Origin of the sequence: Leifsonia psychrotolerans (assembly GCF_013410665.1) — a bacterium.
Lineage (GTDB): Bacteria > Actinomycetota > Actinomycetes > Actinomycetales > Microbacteriaceae > Cryobacterium > Cryobacterium psychrotolerans_A.
This window is the reverse complement of the sequence record NZ_JACCFM010000001.1, coordinates 1,344,575-1,359,729: the sequence shown is the minus strand read 5'-3', so window position 1 is coordinate 1,359,729 and position 15,155 is coordinate 1,344,575. Positions and strand designations below refer to the sequence as shown.

At 61.9% G+C, this 15,155-nt stretch carries 21 protein-coding genes; 12 read left to right on the top strand and 9 right to left on the bottom strand.

What is annotated here, in order from left to right:
- Positions 1-12 precede the first annotated feature (12 nt).
- The 3 genes from HNR05_RS06405 to HNR05_RS06395 all read left to right on the top strand — a co-directional run bounded on the left by HNR05_RS06405 (position 13) and on the right by HNR05_RS06395 (position 2,716).
- Positions 13-1,020 (top strand): ATP-binding protein, encoded by a 1,008-nt coding sequence (locus HNR05_RS06405; protein WP_179578269.1) that lies wholly within the window; start codon positions 13-15, stop codon positions 1,018-1,020.
- A gap of 218 nt (positions 1,021-1,238) precedes the next feature.
- Positions 1,239-2,042 carry a COG4705 family protein gene (locus HNR05_RS06400; RefSeq protein WP_218868827.1) on the top strand — a complete coding sequence of 268 codons (804 nt, stop codon included), beginning with the start codon at positions 1,239-1,241 and terminating at the stop codon, positions 2,040-2,042.
- Complete coding sequence (locus tag HNR05_RS06395; protein ID WP_179578267.1) at positions 2,021-2,716, top strand: DedA family protein; 696 nt, start codon at positions 2,021-2,023, stop codon at positions 2,714-2,716. The genes HNR05_RS06400 and HNR05_RS06395 overlap by 22 nt, the downstream gene beginning before the upstream one ends.
- A gap of 96 nt (positions 2,717-2,812) precedes the next feature.
- Here HNR05_RS06395 and HNR05_RS06390 read toward each other — a convergent pair whose 3' ends face one another.
- Together HNR05_RS06390 and HNR05_RS06385 are read right to left on the bottom strand one after the other, a co-directional pair.
- Positions 2,813-3,784, bottom strand: a complete 972-nt coding sequence (locus tag HNR05_RS06390; RefSeq protein WP_218868826.1) for a hypothetical protein — start codon at positions 3,782-3,784, stop codon at positions 2,813-2,815.
- Entirely contained in the window at positions 3,762-4,499 is a 738-nt protein-coding gene (locus HNR05_RS06385) for a cytochrome b N-terminal domain-containing protein (protein WP_179578266.1), read from the bottom strand. The genes HNR05_RS06390 and HNR05_RS06385 overlap by 23 nt, the downstream gene beginning before the upstream one ends.
- A 243-nt stretch (positions 4,500-4,742) precedes the next feature.
- On the opposite strand from HNR05_RS06385, the gene HNR05_RS06380 reads away from it, so the two are divergent.
- Positions 4,743-5,276 carry a DUF488 domain-containing protein gene (locus HNR05_RS06380; RefSeq protein ID WP_179578265.1) on the top strand — a complete coding sequence of 178 codons (534 nt, stop codon included), beginning with the start codon at positions 4,743-4,745 and terminating at the stop codon, positions 5,274-5,276.
- A 55-nt stretch (positions 5,277-5,331) separates the two neighbouring features.
- On the opposite strand, the gene HNR05_RS06375 is transcribed toward HNR05_RS06380, so the two are convergent.
- From HNR05_RS06375 to HNR05_RS06365, 3 genes are read right to left on the bottom strand one after another with little or no spacing between them, the layout of a single operon-like run.
- Positions 5,332-5,664, bottom strand: a complete 333-nt coding sequence (locus HNR05_RS06375; protein WP_179578264.1) for a hypothetical protein — start codon at positions 5,662-5,664, stop codon at positions 5,332-5,334.
- Positions 5,657-6,256, bottom strand: coding sequence for an Asp23/Gls24 family envelope stress response protein (locus HNR05_RS06370; RefSeq protein WP_179578263.1), 600 nt, complete (start codon positions 6,254-6,256; stop codon positions 5,657-5,659). The genes HNR05_RS06375 and HNR05_RS06370 overlap by 8 nt, the downstream gene beginning before the upstream one ends.
- Entirely contained in the window at positions 6,253-6,798 is a 546-nt protein-coding gene (locus HNR05_RS06365; RefSeq protein WP_246318361.1) for an RNA polymerase sigma factor, read from the bottom strand. The genes HNR05_RS06370 and HNR05_RS06365 overlap by 4 nt, the downstream gene beginning before the upstream one ends.
- 275 nt (positions 6,799-7,073) lie before the next feature.
- Between HNR05_RS06365 and HNR05_RS06360 the strand changes: the two genes are divergently transcribed.
- From HNR05_RS06360 to HNR05_RS06335, 6 genes are all read left to right on the top strand, one after another.
- Entirely contained in the window at positions 7,074-7,553 is a 480-nt protein-coding gene (locus HNR05_RS06360) for an Asp23/Gls24 family envelope stress response protein (protein WP_179578261.1), read from the top strand.
- A complete protein-coding gene (locus HNR05_RS06355; protein WP_179578260.1) occupies positions 7,550-7,741 on the top strand; it encodes a DUF2273 domain-containing protein in 192 nt (63 codons plus the stop codon). The genes HNR05_RS06360 and HNR05_RS06355 overlap by 4 nt, the downstream gene beginning before the upstream one ends.
- Complete coding sequence (locus HNR05_RS06350; protein ID WP_179578259.1) at positions 7,738-8,118, top strand: hypothetical protein; 381 nt, start codon at positions 7,738-7,740, stop codon at positions 8,116-8,118. The genes HNR05_RS06355 and HNR05_RS06350 overlap by 4 nt, the downstream gene beginning before the upstream one ends.
- A 59-nt stretch (positions 8,119-8,177) precedes the next feature.
- Positions 8,178-8,696, top strand: coding sequence for a DUF6286 domain-containing protein (locus HNR05_RS06345; RefSeq protein WP_179578258.1), 519 nt, complete (start codon positions 8,178-8,180; stop codon positions 8,694-8,696).
- Complete coding sequence (locus HNR05_RS06340) at positions 8,693-9,379, top strand: hypothetical protein (protein WP_179578257.1); 687 nt, start codon at positions 8,693-8,695, stop codon at positions 9,377-9,379. Before HNR05_RS06345 ends, HNR05_RS06340 begins: the two co-directional genes overlap by 4 nt.
- A gap of 70 nt (positions 9,380-9,449) precedes the next feature.
- Positions 9,450-9,623: a CsbD family protein gene (locus tag HNR05_RS06335; RefSeq protein WP_179578256.1), complete on the top strand. Its 174-nt coding sequence runs from the start codon at positions 9,450-9,452 to the stop codon at positions 9,621-9,623.
- Positions 9,624-10,283: 660 nt separating this feature from the next.
- Here the strand turns inward: HNR05_RS06335 and HNR05_RS06330 are convergent.
- From HNR05_RS06330 to HNR05_RS06315, 4 genes are all read right to left on the bottom strand, one after another.
- A complete protein-coding gene (locus HNR05_RS06330) occupies positions 10,284-10,799 on the bottom strand; it encodes an RDD family protein (protein ID WP_179578255.1) in 516 nt (171 codons plus the stop codon).
- A 126-nt stretch (positions 10,800-10,925) separates the two neighbouring features.
- Complete coding sequence (locus HNR05_RS06325; RefSeq protein ID WP_179578254.1) at positions 10,926-11,864, bottom strand: ABC transporter substrate-binding protein; 939 nt, start codon at positions 11,862-11,864, stop codon at positions 10,926-10,928.
- The gene (locus tag HNR05_RS06320; RefSeq protein ID WP_343062489.1) at positions 11,864-12,649 is read right to left on the bottom strand and encodes an ABC transporter permease; all 786 of its coding nucleotides are present in this window, start codon (positions 12,647-12,649) and stop codon (positions 11,864-11,866) included. The genes HNR05_RS06325 and HNR05_RS06320 overlap by 1 nt, the downstream gene beginning before the upstream one ends.
- Complete coding sequence (locus HNR05_RS06315) at positions 12,646-13,329, bottom strand: ABC transporter permease (RefSeq protein WP_179578253.1); 684 nt, start codon at positions 13,327-13,329, stop codon at positions 12,646-12,648. Before HNR05_RS06315 ends, HNR05_RS06320 begins: the two co-directional genes overlap by 4 nt.
- A 187-nt stretch (positions 13,330-13,516) precedes the next feature.
- On the opposite strand from HNR05_RS06315, the gene HNR05_RS06310 reads away from it, so the two are divergent.
- Both HNR05_RS06310 and HNR05_RS06305 read left to right on the top strand, forming a co-directional pair.
- A complete protein-coding gene (locus tag HNR05_RS06310) occupies positions 13,517-14,308 on the top strand; it encodes an ABC transporter ATP-binding protein (RefSeq protein WP_179578252.1) in 792 nt (263 codons plus the stop codon).
- A complete protein-coding gene (locus HNR05_RS06305) occupies positions 14,301-15,074 on the top strand; it encodes an ABC transporter permease (RefSeq protein WP_179578251.1) in 774 nt (257 codons plus the stop codon). Before HNR05_RS06310 ends, HNR05_RS06305 begins: the two co-directional genes overlap by 8 nt.
- Positions 15,075-15,155 lie beyond the last annotated feature (81 nt).

Sequence of the window (15,155 nt, the reverse complement as noted above, 5' to 3'; positions counted from 1 at the left end):
GGGCCTCGAGGGGTGGCCGTCGATAGCGATGCCGCCGCGGTTGGGCGTGCGGCACGGATCATCGGCTGGCAGATCACCGCCGGGGCCACGGCACTTGTGCTGTTCCTGGTGCTCGCCTCCGTGATTTTCATCATCAACCAATCGCAGCCGGCCGAACTTCTTGAAAGGCCGAAACCCGGCGAGAGCCGTATCTATATCGACTCGACAGCCGTGCTCGTCGCCCTGATTGTGGTCGGGATCGTCGCCATTGCGATCGCCGGAGTGCTCAGCTGGGTTGTCGCCCGGCGAGCAGTGCGCCCCCTCGGCGATGCGCTGCGGATGCAGCGAAGTTTCGTCGCGGATGCGAGCCACGAACTCCGCACCCCACTCACCGTACTTGACGCACGGATCCAGGTGTTGCAACGGGGGCTTGCTCCGAGCAACCCGCTCTCGCCGCCGATGGCAGACATCCGTCGAGACACTCTCGCTCTTGTTGGGGTCGTCAACGACCTGCTGTTGGCTGCGGCGAACGAGGCGCCGGAGGGAGCGGTCCCGGTCGTCAACGTTGTTCCTCTGGTGGAACAGTCAGTGGAATCGATGCGGGTTCTGGGCGACCAACGGGGGGTGCGGGTCGAGTTCGTGCACGAACACGGGCACAACCACGCGGCCACGGGTGAGGTTCTGGCCTCTATTCCGGCGACGAGTATTCAACGTTGCGTCGTGGCGCTACTGGATAACGCGATCGCTCATTCTCCGAATGGATCTCGGGTTTCGGTGACGCTTCAGGTGTCGAAGTCAACCTTCGATCTGGTGGTCGCCGACCAGGGCACGGGAATTCAGGGCATTGATCCTGCGCACATATTTGATAGGTTCGCGCACTCGACAGCGCCTGAGTACCCGTCGGAACATCCACGGAGTGGGTTTGGCATCGGGCTTTCTCTTGTCCGCGAGATTGCGGTGCGAAACGGCGGGCGGGTCAAGCTGAGTGCAACCTCGCCGGCTGGAACGACGTTCGTGATCACCTTTCCGTTGGTCCGTTGATCGGGCTCACCCCCGCTGATCGAGCTCACCCCAGCTGATCGAGCTCACCCCCGTTGATGAGCTCACCCCCGCTGATCGAGCGTGTCGAGATCCAGGGACCACCTCTCGAGATCGGTCCGCGACAGGCCCGACCACCGGCTCTTGGACGTTTCTGAGAACGCATCCGCTCAACTGGACAGACACGGGCGCACACTGCGCCCCCACCGAAACGGATGCCCATGTCAGATCTCACGGCGACACGTGTCGACCGACGCGTTTCCACCGGCCGGAGCAAGGTTCCTGAGCCCACTGCCATCTTTTGGACCATCAAGATCCTCGCCACCACGGTCGGCGAAACGTTTGCCGACCTTCTGGCGACGAACCTGAATCTTGGCCTGACTAACACCACCATCGTGATGGGAGCATTGCTCGCAATCGTGCTCGTTCTCCAGTTCCGCTCGATCCGCTACGTGCCTGGAATCTACTGGCTGGCCGTCGTCCTGATCAGCATTGTCGGCACACTGATCACTGACAATCTCACCGACAACTTCGGCATCCCGCTCGTAACGACAACCATCGTCTTCGCCATCGCACTCGCCGTCGTTTTCGCCGTCTGGTACGCCAGCGAACGCAGCCTGTCTATCCACTCGATCACGACGCGGCGCCGTGAAGGGTTTTACTGGCTCGCGATTCTCTTTACCTTCGCACTCGGGACCGCGGCCGGCGACCTGATTGCCGAAGGCCTCAACCTCGGCTACTTCGTCTCAGCGCTGCTCTTTGCCGTCGGAATTGCCCTGGTCGGCTGCGCCTACCGGTTCGCAAAGTTGAACGCGATCTTCGCGTTCTGGCTGGCATACATTTTGACCCGACCGCTCGGTGCTTCACTCGGTGACTTGCTCTCGCAGCCGCTGGCGGACGGTGGACTGGGCCTCGGAACCATCGGGACCAGTGCCATGTTCCTCGTCGCGATCCTTGGCCTGATCATCTCTGTGACCGTCACCCAATCGAAGGAGTTGGTCTCATGGCAGGCGGATCGCCGATGAGCAGCGGGCTGAGCAGTGGCATTCTCGACCCGCAAGCGCTGATCGGCAGCGCGGGCGTCTGGGGCTTGGCCGTTGTCTGTCTGATCGTGTTCGCCGAGACTGCACTGCTCGTCGGGTTCTTTCTGCCCGGTGACACCCTGCTCTTCTTCACCGGCGTGCTCACCCTCACCGGCGCGCTGCACGCCCCGCTCGGGGTGGTGGTTGCTGCCGTGAGTGTCGCGGCAATCCTCGGTGATCAGGTGGGCTATCTGATCGGCCGCCGGGCCGGGACGGCAGTCTTCAACCGCAAGGAATCCGGGCTGTTCAGCCGGGCCAGTGTCGCACAGACCGAATCCTTCTTCGAGCGGTTCGGATCCATGACGGTCACGATCGCCCGCTTCGTGCCGGTCGTTCGCACCTTCGCACCGGTCATCGCGGGCGTTGGTTCGATGCGCTACCGCTCATTTATCATCTTCAACGTGATCGGTGCCGTCGGATGGGCCGGTTCGGTCATTCTGCTCGGCTTCGGCCTCGGTCATATCCCTGGGGTCGCCCAGTTCACGGCACAGTACATCGACCTGATCCTGGTCGGCATCGTTGTGCTCTCGACGGTTCCCGTGCTCGTGCGCAGCCTGCTCGTGCGTCGGCGGGCACGATCGAGGCGAGCGGATGCGTTGAATCGCACCCTTGACTAAAATAACTGTCGGTGCTGGCGGACTGCTGTCGCCGATGCTCGTCTCGATCTGCGCTGGCGCCTTCGGGCCACCGGCGGTGGTTCTCGTACGCGTCGTCTAGCGCCGCCGGTAATAGTCGCGCCAGATGAGCCGATGGATCGGGATCCAGCGCGGCACCGAGCGCAATCCGGGAATGAACGGGATGAGCGCGAGAATCACCGTGAGAACCAGCATGATGAGAACGACCATGAGGTCCGCGTTCGCCAAATTGCCGATTAAGGGAACCTGGTACCAGAACGAGAAAAGCCAGAGCCAGGATTGGCCCGGATAGTTGCCGGTCTCATTCATCACTCCCCACTGGTCACCCGTGAGATGCATGCTGTCGGCGAGTCCCGGAAAATACGCGCCATCGCCCAGGAAGAGAATGCTGCGCGTGTAGTCGGTGTTGAAGAATCCGCCCTCAGACTGGATGGCTCCGTCGAGGGCGCCGGCACGGGCGACCTTCAGAAGGCTGTTCGTGAGGCTCGGCACGGGTCCGTAGTTGCCAGCCTGAATCTGTCCGGGATCGTTGTTCGGCGCCTTCGCCAACGCGTCGGAATAGGCCATCGCCCACGACTCCCTGGTCGCGGCGGGGGCGCTGTTCCAGACGGCGCGTGCAACAGCCCCAGCCTGGAGAACCGTCAGCGGCGTCGTCACAAAGTCCGTCGCGGTGTCGACGGGCAGACGGATGCCGGAGAGGCTCTGCAGATCTATCGGACCGAGCGTCTGGGTGGCGCCGGTCGTCGCGGAGTAGGGCGGACCATACGAGGCAGTGTCGGAGGTGCCGGCGAGTTCAGCCGCAGCCGTCGCCACGAAATCATTCGGTGCGGCGATCGACCACGACTGCAGTGTGATGCTGGGTTCATCCGGCGAACTGGCAATCGCGGCCAGCCCGACGGCAAGCACGCCCACGACGATGACGCCGATCGACAGTTCCTTGAAGAGGTCGTACTCACGTTCCGCCCCGCGCCAGGGTCTCGCAGCGAGAGCGTGTCGGCGGCGGGCCACATCCGTGCGTGCGTTGGGTTCATCGTGATTCTGGTTCAACATGATGTGAACTCGCCTCCGCTCGCGGGAGTGCGTCGCCCAGTTCTGCATCGCGCAGCTGTGCATCGCTCTCGTCGGCCTCGAGCGGGGGCACGACCCCGTGCATCCGCACGAGGATGACGTGCATCGCCACGATGACGATGACCGCGAGGGGGAGGAGCGTGATGTGCCACATGAGCATCTGGCCGAGATTCGCCACGTTGAACCACGCGCCGATGCCCGTCGCATTGAGGGCATCCTTTGCCTCGAAAGCGATCCACTGCGCGTCGAAATTGGTTTGAACCAGATACCCGGTGAACGCGGCAACAATCGATACAGCAAAAGAAAACACGCCCGTGATCCAGGTGAGGGCTCGATGTCCACGCCAGGCAGCCATCCAAAATTTGCCCCAGAGATGTACGACCATGAAGACGAAGAACAGCTCGACGCTCCAGAGGTGCACGCTGTTGACAAAGTGTCCGAACGCCGAGAGGTGGTACCACATCGGTCCGTTCAAACTGAGAACGACGCCGGATGCGATGATGAAGATCAGTGCGGCCAAGGCACCCATGCCGAAGACGTAGATCCAGGAGGCGACGTAGCTCGGCTGGGTGTTCGGCAGCAGCTTGTCGGGCGGAAGCTTCTTCAGGAGCCAGCGGCGGGAGCGCCCCGTCCACGACCGATCGACTTCGGCATCGCCGTCAGTCCCCGCCGTTTGCGCCGGTGTCTCGACGCTCATTTCCTTCTCCTGGTACCGGGGAATGGAACGACAAGGGCAAGGACAAACAGAGCCAGCATGACGAGGATGATGATCAGGTTTCCCAGCTGAATATCGAATATGCCCCAACTCAAATAGATGCCGCCCATGGAATCCTCCAGAGTTTCGGTGGTTCACTCACGAGCTTGCTCGCTGCTCGCCTGAGTAGGTAGGGACCTTGGTCCCGACTTGGGGCAGCGGCACCGCCGGAGCCACAATGGGGAGATGGGCCCAACGAAGGTGTTTACGATCGGCCATTCGACGCATCCGCTCGACGAGTTCATTCTGATGCTCGAGAACAACGCGGTTCAGCGGCTGATCGATGTGCGAAGTGTGCCAGGATCCCGCCACAATCCACAGTTCGGTGAGCACGAACTCGCCCGAAGCATGCCGAACGCAGGCATCGACTATGGGCGGCTTCCGAAATTGGGTGGGTTGCGGCACACGCCCGTGGCCCAGGCGACCATCAACGGAGCGTGGCGAAACAAGAGCTTCAGCAGCTACGCCGACTACATGCAGACGACCGACTTCGCTGAGGGTATCGACGAGCTCATTTCCTTGGCTCGTGAGCAAACGGTGGCCATCATGTGCGCTGAAGCCGTTCCATGGCGTTGCCATCGGTCTCTGATTGGCGATGCTTTGCTTGCCCGACAGATCAGGGTCGACGACATTATGAGCGCGACATCCACTCGGCCGCACTCGATGACCCGCTTCGCACAGGTGGCGGGAACGCGTGTCTGGTATCCACCGGAATCGTGATGGTGGCATCTCACGTCACGGTGACTGAGTGCGCTCCGAGATTCTGGCTTGACAATCAGGCGATGCGGTTCACCGTGAGCGTGATTGTCGTGTGAACGGTCGTGCCGACAGCACCGCGGAGAAGCTCCCGAATCGCCGCGACGACGAGCGTTGTGGTGAGGGGCGTGGGGATCTGGGCGCTAACGGCAACATTGGCGTGGATCGCGAGGTTGTTGTCTTCTAGCCGGACCGAGACGTGTGCGGGCGGTACGGAGCGTGCTCCGAGCCCCGAGCGGATCTTTCTGGCCGCGGTGTCGGTGGCACCCTCGCTTGGGTACACCCCTACGACGCCGGGGATCCGTTCGATGGCGGCGGTGAGCCGGGATGGGAGTGTTGTCGCGTCAACCATCGAGCCGGGCCTCTCTCGAATGTACGTCGATCGCATGGGCGTCGGCGACAGTGATGTTGATGGCTGCAACGTGCAATTCGGTGTGGTCGACGAGCGACCGAGAGAGGGCATCTCGAAGAAGGTGAATGAGTGAGGGAATGGATTCGCGCCAGTAGACGCTCACCGCCACATTCACAGTCACCAGTGCGCCGGGAACCGTGACCTCGCCGGCAAGCGAGCAGCTGATCATGAGAACTCCCGGCACCGCGTCCCCAACCGTGCGCAGGAGCCCACGCACGGCTCCTTCAGTCACGTGAAGTTGAACGGCCGGGTCGGGGTGAGACAGGGGGATCATTCGGCCGGCCCTGGATTCGGTGCCGAGGCGCGAGAGGATCGTCGCGATCCACCCCTGAGCCAGTGGTGCGGAAAGCTCGCCATCACGTTCGATCAGCGGCACGGAGAGGCTGCGCAGTCGGGCAAGCGCGGCTAACACCATTTGGGCTTGGGGGGAGCTTTCAATCTGCGGATCGCGCGGGGTGCGTCCCCGGTCGAGGTAATCGGTGAGCTGTTCCACCGGGTACTCGTCGCGTGGGGGGCCGCTGGGTTCGCTCATCTCCAGCCCTCCATCGTCCGAATCAGCGTTGCTCTGGCTCGGGCCAGTGTGCCACGCACGGCTGGATGCGAGATGCCCAGTTGCTCGGCGATCTCATCGTAGGAGCATCCGCCCACCTCATACAGCAACCAGCACTCGCGTTGCGCCGTGGGAAGCTGAAGCAACGCGGAAGAAAGGTCCTCGACTGCCGAACGGATCTCAACAATGTGCTCTGTTTGCTGGGCTGCGGGAGATGAAAATGCCTCGGCGGTCAGCGTGGCAGTCGGTTTGCGCGCGCGGATCACATCGAAGCTCTTGCGGCTGACGACCCGCATCAGCCAGGCACGCGCGGCCGAATAGTCGCTGAGGCTTTCCAACTGTTCCCACGCGGTGATGAACGTTTCCTGCACGACGTCGTCGGCTTCGTTGGAGGAGTTGAGGAGGCGCTGTGCATAAGCACGCATGCCCGGCGCGTGTCGCCGAATCAGCACCTCGAACGCCTGCTTGTCCCCGTCGATTGTGCGGGAAACCAGGACGTTGTCGGCCACGCGAGTGAGGGCCAATCCGCCGCTGCCTTCACCCATTTTCACCGCCGACAGTTGTGTGATTCAGAACATGACGCTTTCGCTTACGTCTTACCTGCACATCTACAACTGCACAAGCCCATGCCCACCCGCGGTGACGGTGTGACCGCGTGGGCGCTGTCCGCTCGGACCGACAGCATCTTTTGTTGTCGCGGACGTGACGTTTCGCGTCGGTCACACGTCTTATGGGTAGATCGAAAATTTGTGCGCACGGATCAGCCGATGCATGCGCTGTGAAATCAAGGAGCAGTCAGATGGCAAACGAGAATCTCAATCAGAGCACGTCTGGCCAAACGGTCCAGCCGGGCGCGGCGCGCATCCCTGCGGCAACGGGGATGAGTTCGAGCGGGAAGACAGTGATCGCTGATGGTGTGATCGCCAAGGTTGCGAGCATCGCCGCGCGCGAAGTTCCGGGCGTCTACGCACTGGGTGGGGGCGCCGAACGGATGCTCGGTGCCGTGCGTGATGTGATCGGTAATACCGATCACGGACAGGGTGTCCGTGTCGAGGTGGGCGAAACCCAGGTCGCGGCCGACCTGACAATCGTCGCTGACTACCCGGTCCCACTGCAAAAGGTCGCCGACGATGTGCGTGCTGCGGTCTACCAGGTCATTCAGGAGCTCGTCGGCATGGAAGTCACTGAGGTGAATGTGACTATTTCTGATGTGCACACCGGAGATGACGACGCGCAATCAACGGGCGAGAATGTCGGTAAGGGAGCGCGAGTCCAGTGAGCCACACCATTGTCGGTGCGGCGATCGGGGCGGTGCTCGCTCTGACCTGGATCACGTTCGGCTTTTGGGCTTTCGTGTTCGTCGCTGCCGCCATGGTGATTGGCGCAATCGTGGCCCGGCTCATGGACGGGAAGATCAGCCTGTCCGGCATTGTCGCGGCGTTCCGCGGGAAACGCACCTCCTCATGACAGACCGGGACCAGCCGGCGGGCTCCAGCACCTTGGTCGGCCGCAACAGGATCACGGCGCGGGCGCTCAGAGCCGTGGCTGCGGCAGCGGTCGCCGAGACACTGAACGTCGCGGGCCGGGCTGTGAGCGCTGACTTGGCCGACGATCACGGAAAGCTGGCGGTCACAGTACGTGCCGCCATCCCGGTGGTGTCTTTGGCCGCTATCCAGAGGAATCCGCGAGCGCTGGAGCTCTCTGGTGGAACCCTCCTGGAGCGGTGTGAGCGAGCGCAACGGCAGACGAAGGAGCGAGTCGAGCAACTGACCGGCCGGCGTGTGTCCCGGGTAGATATTCGTGTGACCAACGCCCGGATCGAGGGGGAGGAGCGAGTGAGATGAGAGACCGGCGTTCACTCTATCGGCGCATCGTACGCCGGGAGACACACTCGTCTCGATCCGTGCTGGCTGTTCTGCTCGCCGTCGTCGTGATGATCTTCAGCGCCTGGGTGGCCACCGAGTCGGTCTTGAACGTATTGGGTATGCGGGCGTTGCTGGTTGCACCCCGAGACGCGGCGAAGGCGATCGTCGGTATTCCGGATCAGCCGATGCCCGTGTTGATCCTGATCGGTGCGAGTGCGGTCGTCGTCGGATTGATCATTGTGCTGGCAGGGCTCCTGCCGGGGCGGCGCCCTCGCCATCACCTGATCAACGACCGTCTAGCCATGGTCGTCGACAACGAGGTCGTTGCGTCCGCGCTGGCGCGCCGCGCCGCGCTGGTTGCCGGGGTCGATCCTGACAACGTCAGCGTGAGCGTGTCACACCGCCATGCCGTCGTTCGCCTGACACCGGTTTCCGGCCTGCCGGTTGACGAGGCACTCGTGAACGACGTCATTGGGGAGGAATTGGCGTCGTATGGTCTTCGTCCTCAAATGCGTGCGACGGTACTGATTAGATCGGAAGGGAAAGTCGGCGCATGAATAGCACCAATCGTGTCTTGAATCGCTTGCTGATCTTGCTCGTCGGATTCGCTCTGCTGGCAGCCGGAATCGCGGCGATTCTGCTCGGAACTGTCACGTCCATTCGTGACGGCTGGAAGCAGAATGCACCCGATGTCTACCGCACAGTCAGCAACTGGCTGGAGACCACGCCACTGACTTCCACCGGGCACAGCTGGATTTGGATAGCGCTTGCGCTGGTGTGCGTGCTCGTGATCATCCTCATGCTTCTGTTCATCTTTCGGCAAGGTCGCGGCCACGCCGGAAGCCTTGTTGCACGGCGCACCTCCGGTGCGTCGTCGCACCAGCAGGTCGGGGGCACCGTCATCATTGACGCCGCAGTGGCACAGCAGACGCTTCTTGAGTCGTTGAACGGCAACACTGAATTCGTCTCGTCCTCTGTTTCGACATACCGCATTCACCGGCAACAGGTGCTGAAGATTTCAACCGCAGTGCGACGCGGTGTCTCCCCTCCACGAGCGGCCGACACGATTCAGATGAGTCTGCAGGCGTGGGACCGACTTCTCGGAACCCAAGTCCCGACGCTCATTCAGCTCAGCGGTGGGGTCAGAACCCGACTGAGTTCAACGACCAGGCTCCCGGAGCACGCCACACAAAACGTTCAGCCAACGGCTCCGCTTGAGAGTGAAGTCGTAGCGCGTTAGCCCTCACGGAAACGAGCCAGGGCTCGATGTGAACGACACGTCGGGCAGACCGCACAGAAGGAAGAGAACAATGAGCACATCGGACAAAGCCCGTCACGAAGCAGAAAACGTAAAAGGGAAAATCAAGGAAGCCGTCGGGCATGCCACGGGCGATGACGAAAAGGTCGTGGAAGGCAAGGGGGATCAGGCCAGCGCGAAACTGAAGAAGGCTGGCGACGACGTCAAGGATGCGTTCACGAGCTAAACCGCTTCAGTCCGTAAAAGTGGATGCCCTCGCACCGGCCGCTCTGGCTCGGTGAGAGGGCATCCACCCGAGTGCGCTCGCCACGAGGTGACGCGCCCAATGATGCCTAGGCCGGCCGCTGTCCGGGCCCCGGCTCTGGGGCTACTGGTCCTTCGTCCTCATGCTCGGCATCCTCCGAGCGTGGATGTTGTCCTGGTCCGGGCTCCGGAACGACGTCCTCTTCCTCGTAATCGGGAACCTCGGAGCTGTCGTCTGGCCGTTGGCCGGGTCCGGGCTCCGGAACGACGTCCTCTTCCTCGTCGTCGGGAGCATCCGAGCCTCCGCTTGGCCGTTGTCCTGGCCCGGGTTCTGGCACTACTTCATTGTCGAGATCTGGATTGGTCATCTTCGGGTCCTCTCAGTGTTCTCGGGTTACCGATCGAGTCTGTCGCGAAGCGCTCGTCACAGCCTGAGCACAGAGTACTCGGGGTACCCACGCCGGGCGAGGTTCGAGAGCGATGGATTGCCGCCCGGTGCAGCGATTCACATCTCGGGTGCAGAATGCCGAGCGTAGTTTCGGCCGGATGGTCCGCACTGTCGAGACAGGGCGGTTCGAGCGCAGTCGCCTGACTCGCCGTGATCGGGTCGCTCGTGACGGCCGTCGAAATCTACTTCGCACGGTTAGCTTCGTTGTAGCGCCCGGGTTTCGGCTTTGTCGATGCTCACGTGGTGCGTGCGCACTACTGGATCGGTTGAACCGTTCAAAGCGCTCAGAAGCGAGTTGAGGGGCACAAAGTAGAACAGAACGGTGCGCAGAAACATCAACCATCCGCTGCGCCACATTCCAGGTCCTGATCCGTCGCGTAACTTCACCAGCCTCGTGCCGGCTATGAGGGTTCCGAGGGAATTCCCTCCGACGCAGAAAAAACCGTAGAGCCACGGAAAAAAGAGCACCATCACGATGCCCACGAACACGCCGACGTCAACGCTGTAGGACAAATCGGCCATGCCGACTCCGGCGAGTGCGGACACCAACAGGACGATGCCCATGTCGACCGCCCAGGCGGCGATGATTCGCCGATCCCGGGCACGCACGCCCCGGCTGCCATCAAGGAAAGGTCCGGTGCGTTCGCCGCTCCAGGCTCCAATGCTGGCCTCGGCTGGCTGCGCGTGCACATCGAGCACAGGATGGCTCATGAGAGGCCTGCCCCTGAAAGCAGGGGCAGGCCGGATGTCGTATAAGCGGGGATCATTTCTGAATCCTATTGGATCACGGAAACCGTCGGCGGGCCATGCTGTGACTGGCGGCGCAGGATGCCGTTTCTACTTCTTCAGCAACCCCTCCTTCGTCAGCCAGTCGCGTGCTGCGACGGCCGGCTGGGTCTTCGAATCGCCCTCGACCTGGTCGCGCAATGCGATCAACTGGTCGGTCGTGAGTGTGGCGGAGATGGCATTGAGCACCGTTGCGAGCTTGGCACTGTAGATGCTCTTATTGAGAAACGGGATGACGTTCTGTGCTGCAATCAAATGCTTCGGGTCGTCGAGTACCTTCAGCTTCGCCGTGACCAAATCCGGAGAGGTCGTATAGATGTCTGCAACCTGAACCGCATTATCGACGAGTGCCTTCACCGTCGCCGGTCCGCCGTAGTCCTCGATCGACGTGAAGGTGACCTGAGTGACACCGTAGGTCTCCTTGAGCCCAGGGATGCCGTATGGGAGTGTTCCAAACTGCGGGTTGGCGCCCAGCGCGAAGGGTTCAATCTTTGACAGATCCCCGATCGAGCTGAGACCGTATTTGGCGGCCATGGCCTGCGTGACGACGTAGGCGTCTTTATCCTCAGCGGGGGACGGATCGAGGAGTTGGAAGTCGCTCGGCACTGCCGTCTTCAGAGCGCTGTCGACTTCATCCGTCGTGCGCGCGGTGGCTTTCGTGTCGTAGAAGAAGAGCAGATTGCCGTTGTACTCGGGCATCAGGTTGATGGACCCGTCGATCAGTGCGGGGATCGTAGTCTGGCGTGGTCCGAGGCCGAACTTGGTCGACACGGTGAAGCCCGCATTCTCGAGAGCGAGGGCGTAAATGTTGCCGAGAATCTCGCTCTCCGGAAAGTTGAAGGAGCCGACGATGATCTTTGCTCCTTGCGCACCGGTCGTCTCGGGCGCTGCCTTCGTGGGATCGGAGGTCGAGCATCCGACGAGCGCGACGAGCGCACCGAGTGCGAGCGTTCCGGCGAGAAAACGGGTGCTACTTCTGGCTGTGGACATCAGGGGTTCCCTTCTTTGGCGGACGATAGTGCAAACGGTCTCTGCAGTGAGGGCTGAAAGCGAGCCTTCACTTTTCTGCGGGCCGGCCGGGGAGGGCCGCCTCGGCGAGTGAGTCGCTGGGTCAGCGCAAAGAGGCCGTCGATGACGAGCGCGAGCACGGTGACCAGAAGGGCGCCGCCCAGGATCTCGTTGTTGTTGTTCAGGCTGATTCCCGACGCGATGATGGCGCCAAGCCCGCCCAGCGAGATGTAGGACGCAATCACGGCCGTCGCGATCACCTGCAGCACGGCCGCACGGATACCGCCGATAATCAGGGGGAGCGACAGCGGAATCTCGACTTTGAACAGAATCTGCCGCTCGGTCATCCCCACCGCTCGAGCGGCATCAACGGTCTCCGGATCGACGGACTCCACACCGGCGTAGGCCCCGGCGAGGATTGATGGGATGGCGAGCACGATGAAGGCGATGATCGAGGCGATGAAGGCGGTCGCCGTGAACGGCACGGTCAGTCCGATGACCACGAAGAGGGCGCCCAGAAGACCGAGGGTGGGCACGGCTCGCATCGCGCCGCTGAAGCCGATGACGAACTGACGCCCGCGCCCTGTGTGGCCGATGTAGAACCCGAGCGGCAGGGCGATTGCGGCAGCGATGGCCACCGACACGAGCGTGTAGGTGAGGTGCTCAATGATGCGGTCTTGGATCGGCAGCGGACTCTGCGAACCGGGCACATAATTGGCGGGGTCGACAAGCCACGCGAGTGCGCTGAGAAAGAACTGCACAGTCACGCACCCCGTTCCAGTGTGACGAGCGACGGTTCGCGGCGGCCCCGTTTGGTACCACGTGGCCAGGGCATCAGCATGTGGCCGATCCAGACCAAGATGCTGTCGAACACGAGCGCGATCAGCAGGCTTGCCACGATGCCGACCGCAATCTCTTCGAAGAATTGTCGCTGTTGGCCGTCGGTGAACAGATACCCGAGGTTGGCGGAGCCGACGAGTGCGCCCACCGAAACGAGAGCGACGGTGCTCGCCGAAACGACGCGCATACCGGCGAGCAGAACCGGCCCGGCGAGCGGAAACTCGACCGTCCAGAACAGCGACCAACGGGAGTGCCCGAGCCCGGTCGCGGCTTCGATTGTGTCTGCTGGAACGGAAGCGAACGCATCCGACGCCGACCGCACCATCACTGCAATCGCATAGATCGTGAGGGCGACCACGATGTTGATCGGGTCGGTGATGCGAGTGCCGAGAACGTAGGGGAGGATCACGAACAAGGGCAGCGATGGAATCGTATAGAGCAGGCTGCCGCCGCCGACGATGACAGACCGCCACGACTTCCATCGGCTGGCCAGCCACCCCAGAGGAACGGCCGCACAGAAGCCGAGGGCGATCGGCGGGACGCTGAGGAGCACGTGATTGACCGTGAGCTGGCTGATGAGACCAAAATTCGAAATGATCCAGTTCATACGACCGATCCATTCGTCGGCGGAAGCGGGCCTTCACGAAGTATCTACCCAAATTGGGGGAAATGCCCCTGTGCGTTATGAATTCGATTCATGCCGGAGGGGTCGGAACCGTGAGGGCAAGGCCTCTGGCCATCCCAATGCGTGACTCGTGAGCAGGAATACGGTTCGTCAGGCATATATTTGCGTCATGGTTGATGACAAGCAGCCGGGCACCGCGTCTCGAATTCTGAGCGTCACCGATTTGGTTGTGCGCTATGGTGCTCAAATCGCCGTCGATGGCGTGACACTCGCGGTCGAGACCGGCGAGATTTTCGGTTTACTCGGACCGAACGGCGCCGGCAAGACGAGCACACTCAGCGCAATAGAAGGACTCGTCAAGCCACAGTCCGGGGCGGTGATCATCGATGGCATTGACGTGCTGCGCGACCCGATTGCGGCCAAGGCGCGCATCGGCGTGCAGTTGCAGCAATCCAGCTTTCAACCCGAGCTGTCGATCGAACAGATCGTGCTGCTGTACGCGGGGCTTTACGGGGTCCGACTCTCGAAAATGGAGATCATCGGTCGTCTGCGAGAGATCGGCCTGGACGGGGAACTAGGGAAGTCAGTCAAGAAGCTGTCCGGCGGGCAGCAGCAACGGCTCTCGCTGTTGATCGCGGTTATTCATACTCCGCGCCTGCTGTTGTTAGATGAGCCCACGTCCGGGCTGGATCCGCAATCTCGCCGGCAGCTCTGGAACCGCATCGAGTATCTGCGCGCCGGTGGCGGCAGCATCCTCCTCACGACGCATTCGATGGAGGAGGCGCAGGCCGTCTGCGATCGGGTTGCGATCATCGACAGGGGCACCCTGCTTACAGTTGGAACTCCGAACGAATTGATCGCGAAGCATCGCACGGATCCGCGCGTGCTCAAAGTGGCGCGCACTGAGGTCACCCTGGAAGACGTCTTCATTGGATTGACGGGGAGTGAGATTCGTGACTGAGGGCCAGACCGTAGCGAACGGGCCGTCAGTCTCGCTCATGATGAGGTCGCTGCTTCGTGCTGATCTCGTCGTGCTGGCGCGTAGCGGCCGCACCCTGATTTTGAACATCGCCGTACCGATCGTCATCCTGGTGATCACCAACTTCGGCCACGGCTCGCTCACATTCGGGGGAGCATCATTTCTGATTGGGATGGCCATCACCTACGGGCTCATATCGTCGAGCCTGATCGGATACGCGCTCAATCTGTCCCGCGATCGTGAAATCGGTGTGCTGCAACGGCTGCGGGTCACGCCGGCCCCAACCTGGAGCATCATGGCCAGTCGCATCGTCGTGCAACTCACCGCCAACCTCGTCACGGCGATTATCGTCTTGGTGTTCGGAAGCATCATATATGCGGTGACCTACACGGTCGGCGAGTATCTACTGGTGTTGGCAGTGGCGGTGCTCGGCGGCGCAGTGTTTCTGAGCATTGGCCAAGCAATTGTCGCGCTCATCCGGTCGTCCAGCGTTGTCAATGCGGTGGGACGTGTGCTCTACATCGGACTCATCCTTGTCGGAATACTCGGCGTCACCGGAATTCTCGGCAGTGGGTTTCAATCGTTCGCTGAGTGGACGCCCGTCGGCGCAGTGATCGATCTGTTCAATGGGGTGCTCCACCTCGCAGCGTGGAGTTCGGCCGACACCAACTCCCTCAGTGCATGCGCCGCCTACATCTCGGTGTTTTCGTTCATCGGCATCCGCTGGTTTCGCTGGGAAGCCCGTTGAGAAACCACCCGTCGGCCACCACGTGTGACTGTGCCACCTCGTGTCACTGTGCCACCTCGTGTCACTGTGCCACCTCGTGTC

Bases quoted from the DNA above. Each gene is read 5' to 3' on its own strand.
- HNR05_RS06335 (WP_179578256.1), top strand. From the start codon at position 9,450: ATGAGCACATCGGACAAAGCCCGTCACGAAGCAGAAAACGTAAAAGGG.
- HNR05_RS06360 (WP_179578261.1), top strand. From the start codon at position 7,074: ATGGCAAACGAGAATCTCAATCAGAGCACGTCTGGCCAAACGGTCCAG.
- HNR05_RS06325 (WP_179578254.1), bottom strand. From the start codon at position 11,864: ATGTCCACAGCCAGAAGTAGCACCCGTTTTCTCGCCGGAACGCTCGCA.
- HNR05_RS06340 (WP_179578257.1), top strand. From the start codon at position 8,693: ATGAATAGCACCAATCGTGTCTTGAATCGCTTGCTGATCTTGCTCGTC.
- HNR05_RS06315 (WP_179578253.1), bottom strand. From the start codon at position 13,329: ATGAACTGGATCATTTCGAATTTTGGTCTCATCAGCCAGCTCACGGTC.
- HNR05_RS06330 (WP_179578255.1), bottom strand. From the start codon at position 10,799: ATGAGCCATCCTGTGCTCGATGTGCACGCGCAGCCAGCCGAGGCCAGC.
- HNR05_RS06390 (WP_218868826.1), bottom strand. From the start codon at position 3,784: ATGTTGAACCAGAATCACGATGAACCCAACGCACGCACGGATGTGGCC.
- HNR05_RS06370 (WP_179578263.1), bottom strand. From the start codon at position 6,256: ATGAGCGAACCCAGCGGCCCCCCACGCGACGAGTACCCGGTGGAACAG.
- HNR05_RS06350 (WP_179578259.1), top strand. From the start codon at position 7,738: ATGACAGACCGGGACCAGCCGGCGGGCTCCAGCACCTTGGTCGGCCGC.
- HNR05_RS06380 (WP_179578265.1), top strand. From the start codon at position 4,743: ATGGGCCCAACGAAGGTGTTTACGATCGGCCATTCGACGCATCCGCTC.
- HNR05_RS06395 (WP_179578267.1), top strand. From the start codon at position 2,021: ATGGCAGGCGGATCGCCGATGAGCAGCGGGCTGAGCAGTGGCATTCTC.
- HNR05_RS06310 (WP_179578252.1), top strand. From the start codon at position 13,517: ATGGTTGATGACAAGCAGCCGGGCACCGCGTCTCGAATTCTGAGCGTC.
- HNR05_RS06385 (WP_179578266.1), bottom strand. From the start codon at position 4,499: ATGAGCGTCGAGACACCGGCGCAAACGGCGGGGACTGACGGCGATGCC.
- HNR05_RS06400 (WP_218868827.1), top strand. From the start codon at position 1,239: ATGTCAGATCTCACGGCGACACGTGTCGACCGACGCGTTTCCACCGGC.
- HNR05_RS06375 (WP_179578264.1), bottom strand. From the start codon at position 5,664: ATGGTTGACGCGACAACACTCCCATCCCGGCTCACCGCCGCCATCGAA.